19 protein-coding genes and 1 tRNA gene are annotated in these 20,465 nt (G+C 30.5%); 13 read left to right on the top strand and 7 right to left on the bottom strand.

The window, feature by feature from the left end; genetic code table 11:
- Positions 1–3: 3 nt before the first annotated feature.
- A complete protein-coding gene (locus JEY78_RS01940; protein WP_291846332.1) occupies positions 4–2,181 on the bottom strand; it encodes a putative porin in 2,178 nt (725 codons plus the stop codon).
- Between the two features lie 122 nt (positions 2,182–2,303).
- On the opposite strand from JEY78_RS01940, the gene JEY78_RS01945 reads away from it, so the two are divergent.
- A complete protein-coding gene (locus JEY78_RS01945; protein WP_291846334.1) occupies positions 2,304–2,906 on the top strand; it encodes a ribonuclease HII in 603 nt (200 codons plus the stop codon).
- A 57-nt stretch (positions 2,907–2,963) separates the two neighbouring features.
- Positions 2,964–4,016, top strand: coding sequence for a nucleoid-associated protein (locus JEY78_RS01950; protein ID WP_291846336.1), 1,053 nt, complete (start codon positions 2,964–2,966; stop codon positions 4,014–4,016).
- Between the two features lie 140 nt (positions 4,017–4,156).
- Here JEY78_RS01950 and lipB read toward each other — a convergent pair whose 3' ends face one another.
- Positions 4,157–4,852 carry a lipoyl(octanoyl) transferase LipB gene (lipB, locus tag JEY78_RS01955; protein ID WP_291846338.1) on the bottom strand — a complete coding sequence of 232 codons (696 nt, stop codon included), beginning with the start codon at positions 4,850–4,852 and terminating at the stop codon, positions 4,157–4,159.
- Positions 4,852–5,010 carry a YqaE/Pmp3 family membrane protein gene (locus JEY78_RS01960; protein ID WP_291846340.1) on the bottom strand — a complete coding sequence of 53 codons (159 nt, stop codon included), beginning with the start codon at positions 5,008–5,010 and terminating at the stop codon, positions 4,852–4,854. Before JEY78_RS01960 ends, lipB begins: the two co-directional genes overlap by 1 nt.
- 102 nt (positions 5,011–5,112) lie before the next feature.
- On the opposite strand from JEY78_RS01960, the gene gldA reads away from it, so the two are divergent.
- On the top strand, positions 5,113–6,006 hold the full coding sequence (gene gldA / locus JEY78_RS01965) for a gliding motility-associated ABC transporter ATP-binding subunit GldA (RefSeq protein ID WP_291846342.1): 894 nt from the start codon (positions 5,113–5,115) through the stop codon (positions 6,004–6,006).
- On the opposite strand, the gene JEY78_RS01970 is transcribed toward gldA, so the two are convergent.
- The 4 genes from JEY78_RS01970 to dnaE are packed head-to-tail and all read right to left on the bottom strand — an operon-like array spanning position 5,999 to position 13,372.
- The gene (locus JEY78_RS01970) at positions 5,999–6,745 is read right to left on the bottom strand and encodes a head GIN domain-containing protein (protein ID WP_291846344.1); all 747 of its coding nucleotides are present in this window, start codon (positions 6,743–6,745) and stop codon (positions 5,999–6,001) included. The two genes, gldA and JEY78_RS01970, sit on opposite strands and share 8 nt — an antisense overlap.
- Positions 6,746–6,758: 13 nt before the next feature.
- Positions 6,759–7,865 (bottom strand): acyloxyacyl hydrolase, encoded by a 1,107-nt coding sequence (locus JEY78_RS01975; protein ID WP_291846346.1) that lies wholly within the window; start codon positions 7,863–7,865, stop codon positions 6,759–6,761.
- 10 nt (positions 7,866–7,875) lie between these two features.
- Positions 7,876–8,976 (bottom strand): acyloxyacyl hydrolase, encoded by a 1,101-nt coding sequence (locus JEY78_RS01980; RefSeq protein ID WP_291846349.1) that lies wholly within the window; start codon positions 8,974–8,976, stop codon positions 7,876–7,878.
- A gap of 16 nt (positions 8,977–8,992) precedes the next feature.
- Positions 8,993–13,372, bottom strand: coding sequence for a DNA polymerase III subunit alpha (gene dnaE, locus JEY78_RS01985; RefSeq protein WP_291846351.1), 4,380 nt, complete (start codon positions 13,370–13,372; stop codon positions 8,993–8,995).
- A gap of 261 nt (positions 13,373–13,633) precedes the next feature.
- On the opposite strand from dnaE, the gene JEY78_RS01990 reads away from it, so the two are divergent.
- The 10 genes from JEY78_RS01990 to JEY78_RS02035 all read left to right on the top strand — a co-directional run bounded on the left by JEY78_RS01990 (position 13,634) and on the right by JEY78_RS02035 (position 20,451).
- Positions 13,634–14,080, top strand: a complete 447-nt coding sequence (locus JEY78_RS01990) for a SoxR reducing system RseC family protein (RefSeq protein WP_291846353.1) — start codon at positions 13,634–13,636, stop codon at positions 14,078–14,080.
- 7 nt (positions 14,081–14,087) lie between these two features.
- Positions 14,088–15,014 (top strand): Fe-S cluster domain-containing protein, encoded by a 927-nt coding sequence (locus JEY78_RS01995; RefSeq protein WP_291846354.1) that lies wholly within the window; start codon positions 14,088–14,090, stop codon positions 15,012–15,014.
- A complete protein-coding gene (gene rsxC / locus JEY78_RS02000) occupies positions 15,007–16,335 on the top strand; it encodes an electron transport complex subunit RsxC (protein WP_291846356.1) in 1,329 nt (442 codons plus the stop codon). The genes JEY78_RS01995 and rsxC overlap by 8 nt, the downstream gene beginning before the upstream one ends.
- 1 nt (position 16,336) lies before the next feature.
- Positions 16,337–17,344, top strand: a complete 1,008-nt coding sequence (locus tag JEY78_RS02005; protein ID WP_291846358.1) for an RnfABCDGE type electron transport complex subunit D — start codon at positions 16,337–16,339, stop codon at positions 17,342–17,344.
- Positions 17,345–17,346: 2 nt separating this feature from the next.
- Complete coding sequence (locus JEY78_RS02010; protein ID WP_291846360.1) at positions 17,347–17,943, top strand: RnfABCDGE type electron transport complex subunit G; 597 nt, start codon at positions 17,347–17,349, stop codon at positions 17,941–17,943.
- Positions 17,944–17,947: 4 nt separating this feature from the next.
- A complete protein-coding gene (gene rsxE, locus JEY78_RS02015; RefSeq protein ID WP_291846362.1) occupies positions 17,948–18,556 on the top strand; it encodes an electron transport complex subunit RsxE in 609 nt (202 codons plus the stop codon).
- On the top strand, positions 18,553–19,131 hold the full coding sequence (locus tag JEY78_RS02020) for an electron transport complex protein RnfA (RefSeq protein WP_367158756.1): 579 nt from the start codon (positions 18,553–18,555) through the stop codon (positions 19,129–19,131). Before rsxE ends, JEY78_RS02020 begins: the two co-directional genes overlap by 4 nt.
- 96 nt (positions 19,132–19,227) lie before the next feature.
- Positions 19,228–19,812 carry a 30S ribosomal protein S16 gene (locus tag JEY78_RS02025; RefSeq protein ID WP_291846367.1) on the top strand — a complete coding sequence of 195 codons (585 nt, stop codon included), beginning with the start codon at positions 19,228–19,230 and terminating at the stop codon, positions 19,810–19,812.
- Positions 19,813–19,829: 17 nt separating this feature from the next.
- Positions 19,830–20,360: a ribosome maturation factor RimM gene (gene rimM, locus JEY78_RS02030; RefSeq protein ID WP_291846369.1), complete on the top strand. Its 531-nt coding sequence runs from the start codon at positions 19,830–19,832 to the stop codon at positions 20,358–20,360.
- Positions 20,361–20,363: 3 nt separating this feature from the next.
- Positions 20,364–20,451 (top strand) — tRNA-Ser (locus JEY78_RS02035).
- The last annotated feature ends 14 nt before the right edge of the window (positions 20,452–20,465 follow it).

Raw genomic sequence — 20,465 nt, forward strand, 5'->3', positions numbered from 1 at the left:
GTATTAAATAAAGAAGTTCCAAACCAAACCAAATCGTACCGTTAAATCTCTGTACGGGTAATTAGGTGCGGAATAATAATTTCTTCCTGTAAAACTTGCACTAAAATTTTCAACTTTTAAATACAAACGTGTTCTTCTAATTTGTGCATTTGCAAAAAAGTCTAATACAGGGAAGTTTCCAAATTCAGCATCATTTTGAAGTACAAATTCACTAAGTAAAGGATTATATGCATTTGCCTTAAAAGAAGTGAAATATTTGAAGGTAACACCTGTTTGAAGGTATAAGGGTTTTTTCTTAAATAAATAATTTGAATAATAAATTGTATTTCTAGTGACTAATTCAGGAACTCTAAAAAATGAATCACCACTTTCAACTTTTTGATATTGTACAGTATTGTCTATAGTAAAATTTCTAAATGTAAAATATTGTTGTGCTTTTACCTTAAAGTATTTTAAAGTTTCAGTAGCTTGAACAGGTTTGGAGTCTTCTCCAAAATAGGTGTAATTGTCTATAATTGAGTATGTAGCTTTTATATTTCCCCATTTATTAACAATCATTTGTGCACCAATTGATTTTAATTCTTCATTTTTAAAATTATTTTGCCAATTGTAATTTTTATAAGCACTTTGGTATAATAATTTATTAAAATCTGGTGATTTTGAATTTATTTCAGCAAACCCTTTAAAGCTAAAAATACTATCTAATACAAAGCTTGCAGCCGCTTTTAAGGAGTGACCAGTAATATCTCCAGATAAAATAGATTGTGCATCAGCATCTAATTTAACTTTGCCATAGTTTACTTTCCAGTCTGCTCCAACTGTTAACGCATTTCCTTTTAGTTTATCAAATATAGTTTCACTATCGTAATATAATATGCTGTTAAAATGGTAATTATAGTTTAAAAAACCTCCTTTAACTCTTAAAACACCAGTAATTGGCGAATTCAGTTGAAGAAAAAGTTCATTATTCATATGTTGGTATGAAGTGTGGTCTGCTATGGTAGAATTAAATGCATCACCAAAAATTTCATTGTCAGAACTTTCATTAAACCTATAATGTTTTGTTTCATACATAAAACGATGTCCAAGTTTAAAGTCTAACAATTTTTTTGAAACCTTGGTAATTGTTAAAGTTGAATCTTTCTTGGGAGCAATAGTGTCGTTTTTTATAATTACAGGATTTATAATACTGTCTTTTACTTTTTTTGCACTTCCTAAAGCAGGGTTTCTTTTTACTATTTTTTTTGAAATTATTGAATCTTTAGATATAGAATCTACTTGTTTTTTTACTGCTAATGAATCAGATATTTTTGCTTTAATTTTATCAGCTTCTATTTGTTTCTTTTTTTTCCTTTCAATAACATTTTGTTTTGAATAAATAGAAAATGTTTGCTCCGTAAAATAACGTTTGCCTTCAAACATGTTATCAGCATCAGTTAAATTAACATCTAATCTACCTCTATCTGTATAATTTGGATCATTTGTTTCAAAGTAGTTGATGGAATCTTCGGTTAAACCGCCATTTTCATTATTAAAAAAATCAAAGGATGTAAAATGCCCTTTTATTTCGTAAGTTCTATTGGTATTATGATAGTTAAAAGTAGTTGTAAAATTACCTGTGCTAGCCAAAGAATAACGGTACTTCCCTAAAGATCGTAGGCCTTTATAACTTAATGAAATATTAAACTTTTTAGAAGTATTCATGGTGACCAAAGCATCTAAAATTTGCCCTTGTTCAAAGCCAGTTCTGTACATAATTTCAGAAGTTGGAGTTGGAACATAATAATATTTTACATCTTCAATTTTGTAATAATTATATTGCTTGGCATTCATACCAATTAATGGAAATATTGAACTATTTTCAAAAGAATGACCTAATTTAGAATAAGTTTGCCCCATATTATGAAATGGAAGTAGCTCAAAATCATCTTTTCTTAAATAATTAAACTTTACATCTTTTTTTAAAGACAATGTTGTATCTATATAAGTGGTGTCATTTGAAATGGTAAATACCTTGTAATCAGTGTATTTGGTTTCCCCATCTAGTTTTATTTTAACTTCGTTTTTAAAGGAGGTGCTATCGCTTTGATACATTCCTCTGCTGCCATCAGCTCCTCTAAATTGAGCATTTATATTGTAGTGGCAAAAACCTAAAATTAAAACTATAAGTAATTTTTTCATAAAACGAATTGAATGGCAAAGGTAAAATATTTGAACGAAAAAAATAATAGTAAATTGTAATCCATAAATTTAAAAATAGAACTATAAAAAATAGTGTTATTTTTGATAACCAATACTTAAAAATGGCACTTAAAAATTTTTATTTAAAAGATATTGTTGAAGTTGGAACAGATGAAGCTGGAAGAGGTTGTTTGTCGGGTCCAGTAGTAGCTGCAGCAGTTATTTTACCTGTAGATTTCTCACATGCATTGTTAAATGATTCTAAACAATTATCTGAAAAACAACGAAATTTATTACAGCCAATTATTGAGCAAAATGCAATTTCATATGGCGTTTCATATGTTTTTGAAGAAACTATTGATGAAATTAATATTTTGCAAGCTTCCATTTTAGCAATGCATTTAGCTATTGAAAAATTAAAAGTTGTTCCAGAACATATTATTGTTGATGGAAATAAATTTAAACCATATAAAGAAATTCCGCATACAACAATTGTAAAAGGCGATGCAAAGTTTATGAGCATTGCAGCAGCTTCGGTTTTAGCAAAAACTTACAGAGATGCCTACATGGAAAAAATAGCCATAGAATTTCCTGAGTATCAATGGCAAAAAAATAAAGGCTATCCTACCTTGCAGCACAGAGATGCCATCAGAAATTTTGGTGTCACAAAATATCATAGAAAATCTTTTAGATTATTGCCCGAACAATTAAAATTAGATTTGTAATTCTCTCAAATTTCTGCTTTAAAAAATTTACATTTGCTTTCCTTAAAAATGTAAAAGATGATTAAAAGAAGTAGAGTAGCCATTTCAAAGTTTATAATTCATAAAGTAGGTAATAAATTTAATAGCGCAACCAATATTTTTTCTGAAGATGTAGTTACTTTTGATGAAGAAAGCTACGAATTAATGAAACCTTTTTTGTTAAAACCTTTTGGAAATGTTATTGAAAGCTACCGATTTAATCATCATTCAAATATAGAATTAAACGAAATTAATAACTATTCTGCACAGGTTTTTGCAGATCCAACTACTTTTATAGATGTTTCTAAACACATTGTAAATCATTTGTTTGAACAATCTAATTCAGCTCAAATTAAAACGGGAGATGTAATTATTGCACTTTTTGAAGATATTGAATATAAGGAAGTTATAACACAAGCGCTGGGTATTTTTAAAATTGAAAATAAAGTAGATTTTTTCCAAACTTTTATGGAAAAAGATATTTTAGATGTAGTAGTTCAGAAAGGAATTAGTACTAAAAAATTAGATAAAGGTTGTTTAATTATTAATTCAACTGATGGCGAAGGAAAAGTTGTGTTAAGTGTTGATACTAATAATTACGATGCACAATATTGGATTAAAAACTTTTTAAGTGTAAAATATGCCGATGATAATAATCAGCATACTCAAAATTACATTGAAATGTGTAAAGATTTTTCTGAGGAAGTGATTAAAGAAGATTTTGGTGTTCACGAAAAAAGTAAGTTTTTAGCTAAAACAGTCGACTTTTTTAAAGAAAATGAACAAATAAATATCCACGATTTTAAAGATTATCTTTTTGAAGAGGATGAAGAAAAGAAAACGCGTTTTGATGATTATAAAAAACAGTTTGAAACTGAAAATGAAGTATTGGTTAGAAATCAATTTGCAGTTTCAGACATTGTGTTGAAAAAGCAAAAGCAAAAAATTAAAACTGAAATTAAGCTAGATACCAATATTCAAATTAAATTAGATATTGATGCGCCAGACGCTTCTGCAGAATATTTAGAACAAGGTTACGACGAGGAGCGTAAAATGAAATTCTACAAAGTTTTTTATAACGAGGAAGATTAGTTTTTAAGTTGAAAAGTTGAAAGGTTGAAAGTTGAATTTTATTTAAATTTTTAATTCATTTTTAACTAAAAAATAGCTAATTTATAACCGTCATGCTGAACTTGATTCAGCATCTCAACTATTTAATATAGGTTGTTTAGTTAATCAAACTCAGCTTCAAAAAGCTCCGTAAAATGTTTTAAAATTTTTCCTTTTACTTCTTCTAAAGGTAACTTTCTGTCAAGTTCGGCTTCTAAAGATGTCACAGCTTTGCCTTTTATTCCACATGGAATAATATTATCAAAATAGCCTAAATTTGTATTCACATTTAGTGCAAAACCGTGCATGGTAACCCAACGGCTAGTTCTAACGCCTAAAGCACAAATTTTACGTGCAAAAGGTGTCCCAACATCTAACCAAACACCAGTTTCGCCTTCACTTCTTTCAGATTTAATACCGTATTCTTCCAAGGTTTTTATAATTACTTCTTCTAAAAAACGTAAGTATTTATGAATATCAGTAAAAAAATTATCTAAATCTAAAATAGGGTAGCCAACAATTTGTCCTGGTCCGTGATACGTGATATCACCTCCACGATTTATTTTATAAAAAGTTGCTCCCTTTTGAGCAAGTTGTACTTCATTTAGTAATAAATTACTGATATCACCACTTTTCCCTAAGGTATAAACGTGCGGATGTTCTACAAATAAAAAATAATTTGGAGTCTCTAATTCAGTATTATTTTTTCTATTTTCAATTTTTAAATCAACAATACCCTGAAATAATTTTTCTTGAAATTCCCAAGTTTCTTTATAATCTTTCGCTCCTAAATCTATTAGTTCAATCTTTTTATGCATTATCTATTAGGGTTATTATTAATTATTAAAGCTGCAATTACACCAGGAATCCAACCTAAGCAGGTTAAAATAAATACAATTAGTATAGAGCCGCAACCTTTGTCAACAACTGCCAATGGTGGGAAAATTATACATAAAAAAACTCTAAAACAGCCCATTTTTAATTTTTAACAAATGTCTTAAAAATAATTTACGCATACAACGTTATTAATATTAGTTAAATTATAATTAAAATGTACTTTTGTTAAAATTGGTTTTAAATGTCTATTGAAGTAAATTCGGTTTCAAAATTATATGGTGCTCAAAAAGCATTAAATTCGGTGAGTTTTAAAATTTCAAAAGGAGAAATTGTTGGTTTTTTGGGGCCAAACGGCGCAGGTAAATCTACCTTAATGAAAATTTTAACAGGTTACATTGCTCCAACGGAAGGCGAAGTTTATGTAAATGAATTTTCATTACAGACTCATAAAATTGAAGCGCAAAAAAATATTGGATATTTACCAGAACACAATCCGTTGTATGTAGAAATGTATGTAAAAGAGTATTTGCAATTTCATGCAAGTATTCATAAAATTACTAAAACGGAAGTTGAAAAATGTATTGAAAGAGTTGGATTAAAGCCTGAGGCTCATAAAAAAATTGGGCAACTTAGTAAAGGATATCGTCAGCGTGTTGGTTTAGCTGCAGTTTTATTGCATAACCCTGAAGTGTTAATTTTAGATGAACCAACAACTGGTTTAGATCCTAATCAATTAGTAGAAATTAGAAATTTAATTAAAGAAGTTGGTAAAGATAAAACGGTGCTTTTCTCAACACATATTATGCAAGAAGTTGAAGCAGTTTGTGATCGTGTAATTTTAATAAATAAAGGCGTTCTAGTTGCTGATAAAAAGTTGGCAGATTTAAAAGGAAATCAAGATCAAATTATTGAAGTTGAATTCGATTTTAAAATTGAAAAACAATTTATTGAGCAAATTCCTCATTTAAAAATGGCAAATAATGTACACGATACTATTTGGGAATTAACTTTTGAAACAACCAAAGATATGCGTCCAGCAGTTTTTGATTTTGCGCATGACAATGGACTTAAAACATTAAATTTAACTGCAAAAAATAAAAATTTAGAAAGTTTATTTAGAGAATTAACTACTTAAAAATTAATTTTCCCACACTTTGTACATCAACATCAACAATAGGAGGTTTGTTATATGAAATTACGTTTCCTGTAGAGTGAATTGAGCCAGAAAGACTTTCAGTAGGGTAAATTAAAACGTCATTAGAACTAACATTTCTAACAGTAATATTTTTTACAATAAAATCTTTTCCTTCAAAACGTGTGTCTCCATCAGAAAAACCAACATCTAATCTGTTTGCAGAGCCGTTAATAAAATAAGTCGAAATTCCATTGCTCCAAATTGTTACTGCATTATTTTCAATTGTTAAATGCCAATCTCCAACAGCTAAATACGTACTTTTCTCTCCGGAAGAACGTAAATAAAGTGATGGATAGGTTAAGGTTCCAATAGATGTAACATCAAGTTCAGAAGCATTTCTAATGGTATTTATATTTGGTGAAGTAACATAAACTTTTGTAAGTCCATAATCTCTAAAAAAATTACAATCATTGTAATCTGTAAGTATTAATTCATTGTCAACAACTTCAGCAGTTATATCGTTTAATAAATTTTCCCCAGATTCTATAACAACTTTTTGGATAGGACCTTCAGAAATAAAAAGAGCAATTTTTTTATTCACTACAATTTTTTGAAAGCTAGGAACATCAACTTCTTGTTGAATAATATTTCCAGCTGTTTGAAAACAGTCACTCGCATTTTCACTGTTGCAGCCTGCTATAAAAAAAGTAATTAATATGTAAAATGTTATTTTTTGCATCACTGTATTTTGATTAAAATTTATAGCCAATTCCAAATTCTAAAGCTTCAGCTCTAAACAAATTTACTTTTAATGAAATTTCTGAAAATAAATTTTCAGTTAATTTGTGTTTAAATCCAAAACGTTCATAAACTCTACTAATGTATGTGTAATGTGAATAAAAGGTATAGCCTATTTGGGAAATAAATGAATAATTATTTTGAGTTAGTTCGTGCCCAACAAAAATTCCAGCTCTTCTATAATTATTTTCATTATAATTTTTGTTTTCAGTACTATTGATATAATTAATATGATGTTTTAAGAATTTTGAATCAAAAAAATCAATCCCAGATGTAACGGTAGTGTAGTTATTCAGTTTTTTACTTCCATAAATAGAAACTGTGTAAAAGGAAAATAAACCACTATCAATTATTAAAGATTCATTATAGCCACCTCTTAAAACCAAATTAAAATTTATAGGTTGCGATTGAACCTTAACTGTATCAATTATTTTATTTGAAATGGTTTTAAAATTGCCAATCTTATAGTTTATACCTACATGCAAAGAAACTGTATTAATGCCTAAATTAGGATTTTTCACACTAACATTTGAAAAATGCAACAAACTTAAACCGGCATTTAAACGTAGTTTTTTACGAATTAGAAACTTAAAATATTGCAATTTTACATATGCTGAAACATTTAAATTAGAACCTATTGCTAAATTTTGATTGTTATTTATTGCATCATATTTTTTAGTTAAATACCCAAAACCAAAAGCAGTTGTTAATGAAAGAGAATTATCTTTTTTTGGCGTTAAATTATATGTGAAATGACGATAAACTCCAAAAGCCTCACCTAAAACAGTGGAGTTAAAGTTTTGGTATATAAATGAATAGCCGTTTTCTGGATAGTTATAAAGTTTATTAAACTCAGTAGGATTTTCATTTTTTTTATTCCAACTCAATAGTAAACCGTAAGAATTCCCTTGAATTGCATTGTCTAATTTTTTATCGTGTTCAATAGGTTTGCCAATAAAAAACTCTGTTTGAAAACTATGAAATAGTTGTGTTTCGTTTTGAGAAAACAACTGAATTGAAATTAAAAATGTAAAAAATATAAAGAAGAAATGTTTTTTCATTTAATACCTATTAAAGTCTTACTCCAACACCAAATTCTACAGTTTCCGCATCTGCTGCGTGTGCTTTTAATCGCAATGAAACAAACCATTTATCATTTATATAGCGTTTCATGCCTAAAGTTTCATAAACTAAACCTTGATATTCAAAAGGATATTTTACATAATAACCAAATTGTGTTTCAATGGAAATTTTATTAATAAATAACTCGTGTCCAACAAATAAACCAATGCGAGAAAAATCGTTAGTCTCTTTTAAATGCGTATGAGGAATGGTTAAATTCAGCTCATAATAATCTTTTAAAATTGGAGAAATATACAAATCTGCACCAAATTGAATGGCAGATTTTCTGTTTAAACGTTTATCAGCGTATGCAGAAAAAACAAAGAAAGGTTTTATTCCACTGCCAATAATATCTGATTCGTTAATTCCTGTTCTAAAAACAAGGTTATATTTAATAGGTTGCTTAAAATAGCTAGTTTCTGTTGTAGGAATATATGTTTTAGAATCTAAATTATTATCCAAATTATAATTTAAACCTACCGTTGCAGCCCAAACATTCATTCCGGAATTTGGTGATTTTATGTTTGAATTTGACGCATGAATAAACGATAAACCAGCATTAAACCCAATGTTTTCAATTATATTTTCTCTTTGATAATACAACTTAAAATAGGTGCTAGAATTTATATGGGTTCCAAAAGCCGTATTTTTGTTGTTGGTTTCTTTATTATAAGGATTAGTATTATAAGCTAACCCAATTCCTGTTCTAAAAATGAATTGATTTTTACTTTGTCTATTAAAAAAATAAAAATTATAATGTCCATATGCCGAGTATAATTTCCCAACAATATCTGATTTATAATCCTGATAACCAATTGAATATCCAAAATCTGGATAATTATAGTGGTCTTGCCAGTTTTCTTCACCAAAAGCTCTTTTATTATAACTGAAGAAGAATCCTGTTGGATGTCCTTGAATTAGAACTTGGGCGTCTGGGTTTTGCCTAAGTACATTTCCATAAAAAGTATCAGCTTGTAAGTATGATGAATTTGATTGACTGAAAACGATAAATGTGCCAAAAAGGAAAATTATTATGGTGGTTATTTTCATAAAAAATAAAAAGTCTCTAATTTAATTTGAAGTCAATTTCCTCATCGGTTAATATTTTCAAAAATTCATTGGTTACATTTACTTTGGCAGATCTGCTATGTAAATTTAAACTCACGCCTTCTTGTTTATCCTTAACAAATATATCCAACGGAATTGAACCAGAATTGTTGTTAATTATCTGTTGTAAATTAGAAATGCTTTTTTGATTAATTTCGTTTAATTCAAAGTTAATTGTTAATTTTTTTGCTTGTTTTTCTATGACAGTTTGAAGTATTTGAATGTCATTAAAATTTATACGTGGCTCTCCAACTACACCATCTTTATTTCTCCATCCAGGTACAATACTAACTCTAATTTGTCTGAATTCATTGTCAATTAAATAAGGTCTAAATTTTAAATAATCATCCTTAAAAATCCTAAATTCATAAGAATCATTATAATCAACAACAAAAAAGGAGGCCCATTTGTTTCCGTTTTGAGATGTCCTATGTTGTACATCGGTTAAAATACCTGCAAAAGTAAAATTAGAGCCAACAAACTTGGTTAAATCTTCTTTGAAAACAGATAAATCAGCATTGCAAAAATATTTTATTTCATTTTTAAAATCATCCAACGGGTGACCTGAAATATAAATTCCCACCATTTCTTTTTCTCTTGAAAGTTCTTCCATAACACTCCATTTTTCAGCAGCTGGAATTTCAGGTTCAGGGAATTGTACAGTAGACGCTTCACCAAATAAAGAAACTTGAGCAGAGTTTTTGTTTTCTTGGTATTTATTACCGTAGCGAATAGCGCGCTCTATAAATGTTACATTTTTTTCATCTAATTGAAAATATTGTGCGCGATGAATTGTATTGAAAGAGTCAAGCGCTCCAGCCATAATTAAACCGTCAAAAGCTCTTTTGTTAGCAGCACGTAAATCAACACGTTTTGCAATATCGAAAATTGAATGATAATTACCATTTTCCTTACGTTCATTTATAATGGCTTCAACAGCAGATTCACCAACTCCTTTTATGGCTCCCATTCCAAAACGAATTGCACCTTGCTTGTTTACTGCAAATTTGTAATATGATTCGTTTACATCAGGTCCTAAAACTTGAATTCCAGCGCGTTTACACTCTTCCATAAAAAAGGTAACTTGCTTAATGTCATTCATGTTATTAGATAATACAGAAGCCATATATTCAGCAGGATAATGTGCTTTTAAGTAAGCTGTTTGATAAGCAATATAAGCGTAACATGTTGAGTGTGATTTATTAAATGCGTAAGCAGCAAAAGCTTCCCAATCCTTCCAAACTTTTTCTAATACTTCTTTTGGGTGGTTTCGGGCAACTCCTCCGTCAATAAATTTTGGTTTTAATTTTTCAAGTAACGCAAATATTTTTTTCCCCATTGCCTTACGCAATTGATCGGCTTCACCTTTAGTAAAACCAGCCAATTTTTGCGATAAAAGCATTACTTGCTCTTGATATACTGTAATACCATAAGTTTCCTTAAGGTATTCTTCCATATCAGGTAAATCGTAAATTATTTCCTGAAAACCATGTTTTCTATCAATAAATAAAGGAATATACTCCATTGGGCCTGGACGGTACAATGCGTTCATAGCAATTAAATCGGCAAATGTGGTTGGTTTTAGCGATTTCATATGCTTTTGCATACCTGGAGATTCGTATTGGAATACTCCAATGGTTTCACCACGTTGGAAAAGTTCATATGTTTTTTCGTCGTCTAGCGGAAAATCATCTGGAATTAAATCAATACCATGAATTGCTTTCACTATTTTAACAGTGTCCTTTATTAAGGTCAACGTTTTTAAACCCAAGAAATCCATTTTTAGCAAACCTGCACTTTCAACAACGTTATTGTCGAATTGTGTGACGTACATGTCCGAATCTTTGGCGGTTGCAACTGGAATTAAATTGGTAATTTTTTCTGGTGTAATAATAACTCCACAAGCATGAATACCTGTATTTCTAACCGAACCCTCTAAAGCTTGTGCTTGACGAATTGTTATAGATTCTAATGTATCTCCTTCAGCTAAACGTCTAAGTTCATTTACGTTTTCAAGTTCTTCGGCGCGTAATCCTTTTATTTTACTAATACTTTTTGGGTCAGTTCCAAATATGTTTTGAAGTTTTACCCCAGGAATTAATTTGGCAATTCTGTCAGCTTCAAAAAGGGGTAAATCCAGCGCTCTTGCCGTATCTCTAACGGCTGATTTAGCAGCCATGGTTCCATAAGTAATAATTTGTGCAACCTGACTAGCTCCATATTTTTCAATAACGAAATCAATTACTTTTTGTCGACCTTCATCATCAAAATCAATATCAATATCGGGTAAGGATACACGATCCGGATTTAAGAAACGCTCAAAAAGTAAATCGTATTTAATGGGGTCAATATTTGTAATCCATAAACAATAGGCGACAGCAGAACCGGCTGCGGATCCACGACCAGGTCCTACGGCAACTCCCATTTTTCTAGCTTCTAAAATAAAGTCCCATACAATTAAAAAATAACCAGGATACCCCGTCATTTCAATAATTGAAAGCTCAAAATCTAAACGTTCCTTTGTTGATTCATCTAAAACATCACCATAACGTTTTTTGGCGCCTTCAAAAGTTAAATGTTTTAAATAGGCATTTTCACCACGAACACCTCCATCAATGGCGTCCTGAGGATTAATAAATTGTGCTGGAATATCAAATTTTGGTAATAAAACATCACGAGCTAAAGTATAGGTTTCAATTTTGTCAACTATTTCTTGAATATTGGTAATGGCTTCTGGAATATCTTTGAACAAACTTTTCATTTGTTCAGGCGATTTAAAATAGTACTCATTATTTGGTAAGCCATACCTGTAGCCACGACCTCTTCCTTTTGGAGTGGCTACTTTTTCACCATCTTTAACACACAATAAAATATCGTGAGCTTCAGCTTCATTTTGTGTAGTATAAAATGTATTGTTGGTGGCAATTAGTTTAACATTATGTTTTTTTGAAAACTCTATTAATACATCATTTACGTGATTCTCATTTTCTTGATTGTGACGCATTAATTCAAGATAGAAATCATCTCCAAACTGATCTTTCCACCAAATTAAAGCTTCTTCAGCCTGACTTTCACCTACATTTAAAATTTTACTAGGTATTTCACCATATAAATTTCCTGAAAGAACAATTAAATCTTCTTTATGTTCTTCAATAATTTTTTTGTCAATTCTTGGAACATAGTAAAATCCATCTGTATTTGATAATGAGGACATTTTGGCCAAATTATGGTAGCCATTTTTGTTTTTGGCCAGTATAACAATTTGATAACCATTGTCCTTTTGAGATTTATTAGTATGATCTTCACAAACATTAAATTCGCAACCTAAAATTGGAGTTATTAGTTTTTTAGGAATTTCTCCTTCCTTTAAATTTTCATTATGTTTTATTACTGATTCATTATATGTAATGGCTTCTCTAGTAAAGTAAAATGCGCCCATCATATTTGCGGTGTCTGTAAGCGCAACAGCAGGCATTTCATACTTTATGGCAGTATTTACTAGATTGGAAATACTTGTAGTAGACTGTAATATTGAAAATTGTGAATGACAATGTAAATGTGAAAATTGTGCATTTTTAAAGTCATCAATAATTTCTTCGGAATGAACTACCGGTGTTTCAGTTATAGTTTCAGCTTTTTCAGCTAATTTTTCACTTTCCTTTTTTAAATTTACATGTTTTAAACCAATAACATTTATAGTTGTTGGATTTTTAGCATCAAATTTTTGAAAATAATCTGTAGGAACATCTAATTCTTCTTTTGTAAAAAGGCGTTGTCTAATTAATTCTAAAAAACAACGTGTTGTTGCTTCAACATCGGCAGTAGCGTTATGCGCTTCATTAAAAGGAACGCCAAATAAATGTTGATGTAACTCCGTTAATGTTGGTAATTTAAATTTTCCACCTCTTCCACCAGGAATTTGGCACAACGATGCGGTAACTTCTGTACAGGTATCTAAAACTGGTAATTTATTTAATGGAGTTTCAATGCCAACTCTAATATATTCACACCCCATAATGTTAAGGTCAAACTTTACATTTTGACCAACAACGAATTTACATTTAGAAAGTGCTTCATTAAAAAGATATAATACTTTTTCTAAATCTTCACCTTTTTCTTCTGCTAATTGGGTTGAAATACCGTGTATTTGTTCGGCATCATATGGAATGTTAAAGTCTTCAGGTTTAATTAAAAAGTCTTGATTTTCAATTAATTCTCCATATTCATTATGTATTTGCCAAGCAATTTGCACGCATCTAGGCCAATTATCTGTATCTGTAATTGGTGCATTCCAGCTTTTTGGTAAACCGGTGGTTTCTGTGTCAAAAATTAAAAACATGTGGTAAAGATTGCTTGAAAATATGAATTTTTAAAAGTATGAATTTTAATATTTTTAGGTTTCGGTATTGTGATTTTTTTATTAACAATCAATATATAATTCCTTAAAAATTGGTTAACCAATTTAAAAATTTAACAAATTTTACTAATATGTTAAAAATATATTAAAAGCTTTAATTCATAAAAAAGCTAATATTCGTCATATTTTAAACCTTTTTTAAGGTTTAATTTTACCGCTCCAAGTTACTATGCACGTATAATTATGGAAAATATAGAAGAAAATAATGAAATTGATTTTAGAGTAAGGGCAATTAAACACGAAGGTATTGTTTCAAAAATTAATAGTAATGGTTATATAATTTCTTTAAAAGGAGATGTTAACTGTGAAGGATGTAAAGCTAAATCGGCTTGCGGCGTTTCTGAATCTAATGATAAAGAAATTGAAGTTTTTGAATCTGACCAAACTTTTTGTTTAAATGAGCCAGTTACTGTTAGCCTAAAAAAAGAGCTTGGTTTAAAAGCTGTTTTTTGGGCATATGTGTTTCCTTTTATTTTAATAATGGTTACATTAGTTATCTCGTCTAATTTTTTTACTGAATGGTTAGCAGGTATTCTTTCACTGCTTGTTCTTGGTCCTTATTATTTAATGCTTTTTGTTTTTAATAATTTATTTAAAAAAGCATTTAAAGTTTCAATTTTAAAAATATAATTAAGTGATGACAGATTCAGTTTTATATAGCGTTTTGTTATTGGTTTCATTAGGAGTTATTGCAGCAGTTGTGCTGTATTTTGTTTCTAAGAAATTTTATGTGTATGAAAATCCTTTAATTGGTGAAGTAGATGAATTATTACCAGGTGCAAATTGCGCTGGTTGTGGTTCGCCAGGTTGCAGATCGTTTGCCGAAAAATTGGTAAATACAGAAGATATTTCAAATTTATTTTGTCCGGTAGGAGGAAATGATGTAATGAAATTAGTAGCAGCTAAATTAGGAAAAGAAGTAGCCGAAAAAGATCCAACCGTGGCCGTTTTACGTTGCCAAGGAAGTTGTGACGTGCGTCCAAAAACAACAGAGTTTCAAGGGCCAAGAACTTGCGCTATTTCAGCAATGATTTATAGTGGAGAAACAGATTGCCAATATGGTTGTTTAGGTGACGGTGATTGCGTAAAGGTGTGTAAGTTTGATGCCATGTATATGGATGAAACAACAGGTTTGCCTGTTATTATTACCGACAAGTGTACATCCTGCGGTGCGTGCGTTGAAGAATGTCCGAGGGATATTATTGAAATGCGTCCAAGAAACAAAAAAGATTTAAAAGTTTTTGTTGGTTGCTTAAACGAGGATAAAGGAGGGATTGCCAAAAAATCGTGTGCAGTTGCTTGTATAGGATGCTCTAAATGCCTAGATATTTGCCCAAAAGAAGCTGTAACTATTGTAAATAACTTGGCTTATATAGATCCTGCTTATTGTACATTATGTAGAAAATGTGTAGATGTTTGTCCAACACATTCTATAATTGAAACAAATTTTCCGCCTAAAAAAGTAAAGAAAGTTGAAGAGAAAGTAGCGGTTGAAAAGAAAGAAAAAGTTGCAGTTATAAAAGAAACTATTGTTGAACCTGTAAATGAAAAAACGGATGCTTAAAACGTTTCCTAAAGGAGGAATTCATCCTCCAGAAAATAAATTAACTTCATCTAAAAATATTAAAAGGTTAGCAGTTCCAAAAATGGTGAATGTGCCAATTGCACAACATATTGGAATACCTGCAGAAATTATTGTTGAAGTAAAAGAAAAAGTTAAAATTGGTCAGGTAATTGCAAAATCTGGTGGTTTTGTTTCCTCTAATATTCACTCTCCAGTTGCAGGAACTGTAACTAAATTAGATAAAATTATTGATACTAGTGCTTATAAAAAGCAATGTATTGTTATTAGGACCGATGTGAAGGACGAATCTAATTTTGAAGAAAAAGAGTATCCTTTGAAACAAGAAATTGAACTTTCTTCAAAAGAAATTTTACAGCGAATTAACGAATTTGGAATTGTAGGTTTAGGTGGAGCAACATTTCCATCTCACGTGAAATTAAACGTTAAAGAAGGTGTAAAAATAGATTGCTTACTAATTAATGGTGTAGAATGTGAGCCATATTTAACAGCAGATCATAGATTAATGCTTGAGAAATCGGAAGAAATAATTGTTGGTATTGAAATTTTAATGAAAGCTTTAAATATTAATAAAGCAATTATTGGAATTGAAAACAATAAAAAAGATGCCATTGATTTATTTAAAAAAGCCACTAAAAATAATTCAAAAATTCAAGTTGCTGCTTTGCAGGTTAAATATCCGCAAGGTGGTGAAAAGCAGTTAGTAAAAGCGTTGTTAAAAAGAGAGGTTCCTAAAAATGGTTTGCCTTTAGATGTTGGTGTGATTGTACATAATGTTGGAACTATTTTCGCAATTTATGAAGCTGTACAATATGACAAACCGTTAATAGAAAGAGTAGTTACGGTAACTGGAAAAAAAATTGAAAATGCTTCTAATTTTTGGGTAAAAATAGGGACGCCAATTAGCGATTTAATTGCTGAGGTTGGCGGTATGCCAGAAGGAACTAGAAAAATTGTAAATGGTGGACCAATGATGGGAAAAGCAATAAAAAACACCGATGTTCCGGTTACAAAGGGAACTTCAGGAATTTTGGTAATTGCAGAAGATGAAGCAAGTAGGGGTGAACCTAAAAACTGTATTCGTTGTGGAGAATGTGTGTATGTATGTCCAATGGGATTAGAACCACATTTATTAATGAATTTATCTGAAAAAGGATTGTTTGAAAGAGCTTCTAATGAAGATATTATGACGTGTATTGAGTGTGGATCTTGCAGTTATGTATGTCCGTCAGATCGTCCGTTATTAGATTATATCCGTTTCGGGAAAAACATTGTTAAAAAATTACAAACTTCTAAAAATTAAAATGAGTCAACCTATTATTATATCGGCCTCACCGCACGTACATTCAGAAAGAACATCAAAAAAAATAATGTACGATGTGGTTATTGCTTTAATTCCGGCATTTTTAGTTTCACTATATGTTTTTGGTATTAACGCGTTTATTGTTACTGCAGTTGCAGTAATTTCTTGTTTAGCATTTGAGTATTTAATTCAAAAGTATTTATTAAAAACTGAAATTACCATTGGAGATGGTTCAGCACTTATTACAGGTATTTTATTAGCCTTTAATTTACCAAGCGGATTACCAATTTGGATGATTATCGTAGGTAGTTTAGTGGCTATAGGAATTGCAAAATTATCGTTTGGTGGTTTGGGTTTCAATATTTTTAACCCAGCTTTAGTAGGTAGGGTTTTCTTATTGGTTTCGTTTCCAGTTCAAATGACAATGTGGCCAACAGCGGTAGAAAATAATTTGTCAATGGCAGATGGAGTTACCGGAGCCACAACTTTAGGAATGATAAAAGAAGGATTAATGTTTGGTGAAACAATGACTGAAATTGCAACCAAGATTCCTTCAACTATTGATTTATTTTTAGGTATTACGGGAGGTTCAATTGGTGAAATGTCCGCAATAGCATTGTTAATTGGTGGAATTTACCTGCTAGTTAGAAAAGTTATTTCTTGGCATATTCCAGTAACAATGTTGGTTACTATGGCAGTTATCACTGGTATTTTTTGGGTGATAAATCCAGAACAATATGCAAATCCGTTAATTCATATACTTTCAGGTGGTGCCTTATTAGGAGCCTTTTTTATGGCAACCGATTTAGTTACTAGTCCAATGACTAAAAAAGGAATGGTAATTTTTGCTGTTGGAATTGGTGTAATAACTGTAGTGATTAGATTATTTGGAGCATATCCAGAAGGTGTTTCATTTGCTATTTTAATTATGAATGCATTTGTGCCGTTAATTAACACATATTTTAAACCTCGCCGATTTGGTGCAAACATCAAATCTAAAATTGTATAGTTATGAGTAAAAAGAAAGATACATTTTTAAATATGGTAGTATCATTATTTGTGATTACTATTATTGCAGGTTTTTCGTTGGGTTTTGTAAACGATTTAACCATAGCTCCAAAAGCAAAAGCAAAATTGGAGAAAAAAGTGAATGCCTTAAAGTTGGTATTGCCAAGTTTTGATAACAATCCGGTGGATGAAATTCAATTAGTAAAATCTGAAAACGTAAAAGATAGTGTAGAATTATATCCAGCGTTTTCTGAAAATAAATTTGTTGGTGCAGCGGTTATAGGTTCTTCAGAAAAAGGATTTAGTGGGTTGGTAAAATTAATGATTGGTTTTAAAGAAAACGGTGAAATTAAAAATATTGCAGTATTAGAGCAAAAAGAAACACCAGGCTTGGGAACTAAAATGAAAGATGAAAAGTTTTTAGCGCAGTTTAGAGATAAAAATCCTTCAACATTTAATTTAAAAGTAAAAAAAGATGGTGGAGATGTAGATGCTTTAACTGGAGCAACAATATCTTCAAGAGCTTTTGGTGAAGCTACAAAAATGGCTTTTGATGAGTTTATGAAAAATAAAGAGAATCTTAAAACTCCTAAAAATTAATAGTATGGCAGAAACTGTAAATCAAACCCAAAATTTTTTAAAAGGAGTTGTAAAGGAAAACCCAATATTTGTAATGTTATTGGGTATGTGTCCAACTTTGGGAGTAACGTCATCCGCCTCCAATGGTTTAGGAATGGGAGTCGCAACAATGTTTGTATTAATAATGAGTAACATTGTTGTTTCATTAGTAAAAAACCAAATACCAAGCAAAGTTCGTATTCCTGCTTTCATCATTATCATTGCATCATTTGTAACCATTGTTGAAATGATTTTAGAAGCTTTTGTACCTTTTTTATATGAACAATTAGGAATTTTCATTCCGTTAATTGTGGTAAACTGTATTATTTTAGGAAGAGCCGAAGCATTCGCATCTAAAAACAATGCGATTTCATCATTAATAGATGGTTTAGGAATGGGATTAGGCTTTACACTGGCTTTAACAATTTTAGGATCAACACGTGAAATATTAGGAAACGGAAGTTTATTTGGATTTAAATTTGTTGCTGAAAACGCTAACACTTTTATATTATTTATTTTACCTCCAGGAGCATTTATTGCTTTAGCATATTTAACCGTATTATTTAATAAAATAACCTCCAAAACAGCAAAATAATGGATTATATAATTATACTTATTGCCGCAGTTTTTGTAAACAACATTGTATTATCACAATTTTTAGGAATTTGTCCTTTTCTAGGAGTTTCTAATAAAGTTTCAACATCAGTTGGAATGTCTGGAGCAGTTTTGTTTGTAATGACAATTGCAACTATGGCAACTTATTTATTACATCAATTTGTATTAGTACCAGCCGGATTAGATTATTTACGTACCATTACTTTTATTTTAGTAATTGCTGCCTTGGTGCAAATGGTTGAAATTATTTTGAAGAAAGTAAGTCCTCCATTATACCAAGCTTTAGGTGTGTTTTTACCTTTAATTACAACTAACTGTGCAGTATTAGGAGTTGCTATTTTAGCTTTAGGGTTAGAAGGTGGAAGTTTATTAAAAGCAGTGTTTTTTGCGGTTTCTAACTCATTAGGATTTGCTTTAGCTTTAATAGTTTTTGCAAGTATTCGTGAGCATTTAGAATTGGCGAATATTCCAAAGCAAATGAAAGGTGTACCAATTAATTTATTGGTTGCAGGACTTTTATCATTAGCTTTTTTAGGATTTACTGGGTTAGTATAAAAAATACTGATAGAGAGTGTGTTATTTCAAAATAACTAACTATATTTGCACCCTTAATTAATAACCAAGGTCGAGAACCTTAAAATTTTAAACAAAATGCCAGTAAAAATTAGATTACAAAGACACGGTAAAAAAGGAAAACCATTATATTGGATAGTAGCTGCAGATGCACGCGCAACAAGAGATGGTAAGTATTTAGAAAAACTAGGTGTTTACAACCCAAACACAAATCCTGCAACAATTGATATTGATGTAGATGGATCTGTAAAATGGTTACAAAACGGAGCACAACCAACAGATACTGCGAAAGCAATTTTATCTTATAAAGGGGTGATGCTAAAAAATCATTTAGCAGGAGGTGTTAGAAAAGGTGCTTTAACAGAAGAGCAAGCAGAAGAGAAATTCCAAGCTTGGTTAGATGAAAAAGCAGGAAAAATTGACGCTAAAAAAGTTAGCTTAACAAAAGCTGAATCAGATGCTAAAGCGAAAGCATTAGCTGCTGAGGTTAAAGTTAATGAAGAAAGAGCTGCTGCTGCTAATGAAGCTGTAAATGCTGCAATTAAAGCTGAAGCAGATGCTAAAGCTGCTGCACAAGCTGCTGAGGAAGTTGTTGAAGAAACAGCTCCAGAAACTATTGATGACGCACAAGCTGCGGCTCAAGAAGAAGGAAAAACAGAGTAAATAAGTTAGTTGCGATAATGCATAAAAAAGATTGTTTTTATTTAGGCAAAATCGTAAGAAAACATAGCTTTAGAGGTGAAGTTGTAGCTAAGTTAGATACAGATGAACCTGAACTTTATCAAAATTTGGAATCAGTGTTTGTTGCTTTAGGCAATGATCTGGTTCCATTTTTTTTAGAAGAAAGTTTGCTTCAAAAAGGAAATCAACTTCGTATTAAATTTGAAGATATTGAGAGTGAAGAAGATGCTGATGCTATTATGGGCGCAGGATTATACTTACCAATTGAATTCTTACCTAAATTAACAGGGAATAAATTTTATTTCCATGAGATTTTAGGTTTTGATATTGAAGATGTTAATTACGGTTATGTTGGTGTTGTAACTGGAGTAAATGATACTTCAGCGCAACCATTGTTTGAAATTAATTCAAATGGAACGGATGTTTTTATCCCAATGATTGACGATTTTATTAAAAAAGTGGATAGAGAACATAAAAAAATTATTGTTGAATCTCCTGCTGGTTTAATAAACTTATATTTAAATAATTAATTTAGAGAGGTGGCCGAGTGGTCGAAGGCGCACGCCTGGAAAGTGTGTATACTCCAAAAGGGTATCGAGGGTTCGAATCCCTTCCTCTCTGCGAGCAATCAATCA

It is taken from the genome of Lutibacter sp. (assembly GCF_016342705.1).
In the GTDB taxonomy this organism is placed as follows: domain Bacteria; phylum Bacteroidota; class Bacteroidia; order Flavobacteriales; family Flavobacteriaceae; genus Lutibacter.

What these genes read in the sequence shown, in the direction of transcription:
- JEY78_RS01940 (WP_291846332.1), bottom strand. Translation starts at nt 2,181, where the DNA reads ATGAAAAAATTACTTATAGTTTTAATTTTAGGTTTTTGCCACTACAAT.
- JEY78_RS01945 (WP_291846334.1), top strand. Translation starts at nt 2,304, where the DNA reads ATGGCACTTAAAAATTTTTATTTAAAAGATATTGTTGAAGTTGGAACA.
- JEY78_RS01950 (WP_291846336.1), top strand. Translation starts at nt 2,964, where the DNA reads ATGATTAAAAGAAGTAGAGTAGCCATTTCAAAGTTTATAATTCATAAA.
- lipB (WP_291846338.1), bottom strand. Translation starts at nt 4,852, where the DNA reads ATGCATAAAAAGATTGAACTAATAGATTTAGGAGCGAAAGATTATAAA.
- JEY78_RS01960 (WP_291846340.1), bottom strand. Translation starts at nt 5,010, where the DNA reads ATGGGCTGTTTTAGAGTTTTTTTATGTATAATTTTCCCACCATTGGCA.
- gldA (WP_291846342.1), top strand. Translation starts at nt 5,113, where the DNA reads ATGTCTATTGAAGTAAATTCGGTTTCAAAATTATATGGTGCTCAAAAA.
- JEY78_RS01970 (WP_291846344.1), bottom strand. Translation starts at nt 6,745, where the DNA reads ATGCAAAAAATAACATTTTACATATTAATTACTTTTTTTATAGCAGGC.
- JEY78_RS01975 (WP_291846346.1), bottom strand. Translation starts at nt 7,865, where the DNA reads ATGAAAAAACATTTCTTCTTTATATTTTTTACATTTTTAATTTCAATT.
- JEY78_RS01980 (WP_291846349.1), bottom strand. Translation starts at nt 8,976, where the DNA reads ATGAAAATAACCACCATAATAATTTTCCTTTTTGGCACATTTATCGTT.
- dnaE (WP_291846351.1), bottom strand. Translation starts at nt 13,372, where the DNA reads ATGTTTTTAATTTTTGACACAGAAACCACCGGTTTACCAAAAAGCTGG.
- JEY78_RS01990 (WP_291846353.1), top strand. Translation starts at nt 13,634, where the DNA reads ATGGAAAATATAGAAGAAAATAATGAAATTGATTTTAGAGTAAGGGCA.
- JEY78_RS01995 (WP_291846354.1), top strand. Translation starts at nt 14,088, where the DNA reads ATGACAGATTCAGTTTTATATAGCGTTTTGTTATTGGTTTCATTAGGA.
- rsxC (WP_291846356.1), top strand. Translation starts at nt 15,007, where the DNA reads ATGCTTAAAACGTTTCCTAAAGGAGGAATTCATCCTCCAGAAAATAAA.
- JEY78_RS02005 (WP_291846358.1), top strand. Translation starts at nt 16,337, where the DNA reads ATGAGTCAACCTATTATTATATCGGCCTCACCGCACGTACATTCAGAA.
- JEY78_RS02010 (WP_291846360.1), top strand. Translation starts at nt 17,347, where the DNA reads ATGAGTAAAAAGAAAGATACATTTTTAAATATGGTAGTATCATTATTT.
- rsxE (WP_291846362.1), top strand. Translation starts at nt 17,948, where the DNA reads ATGGCAGAAACTGTAAATCAAACCCAAAATTTTTTAAAAGGAGTTGTA.
- JEY78_RS02025 (WP_291846367.1), top strand. Translation starts at nt 19,228, where the DNA reads ATGCCAGTAAAAATTAGATTACAAAGACACGGTAAAAAAGGAAAACCA.
- rimM (WP_291846369.1), top strand. Translation starts at nt 19,830, where the DNA reads ATGCATAAAAAAGATTGTTTTTATTTAGGCAAAATCGTAAGAAAACAT.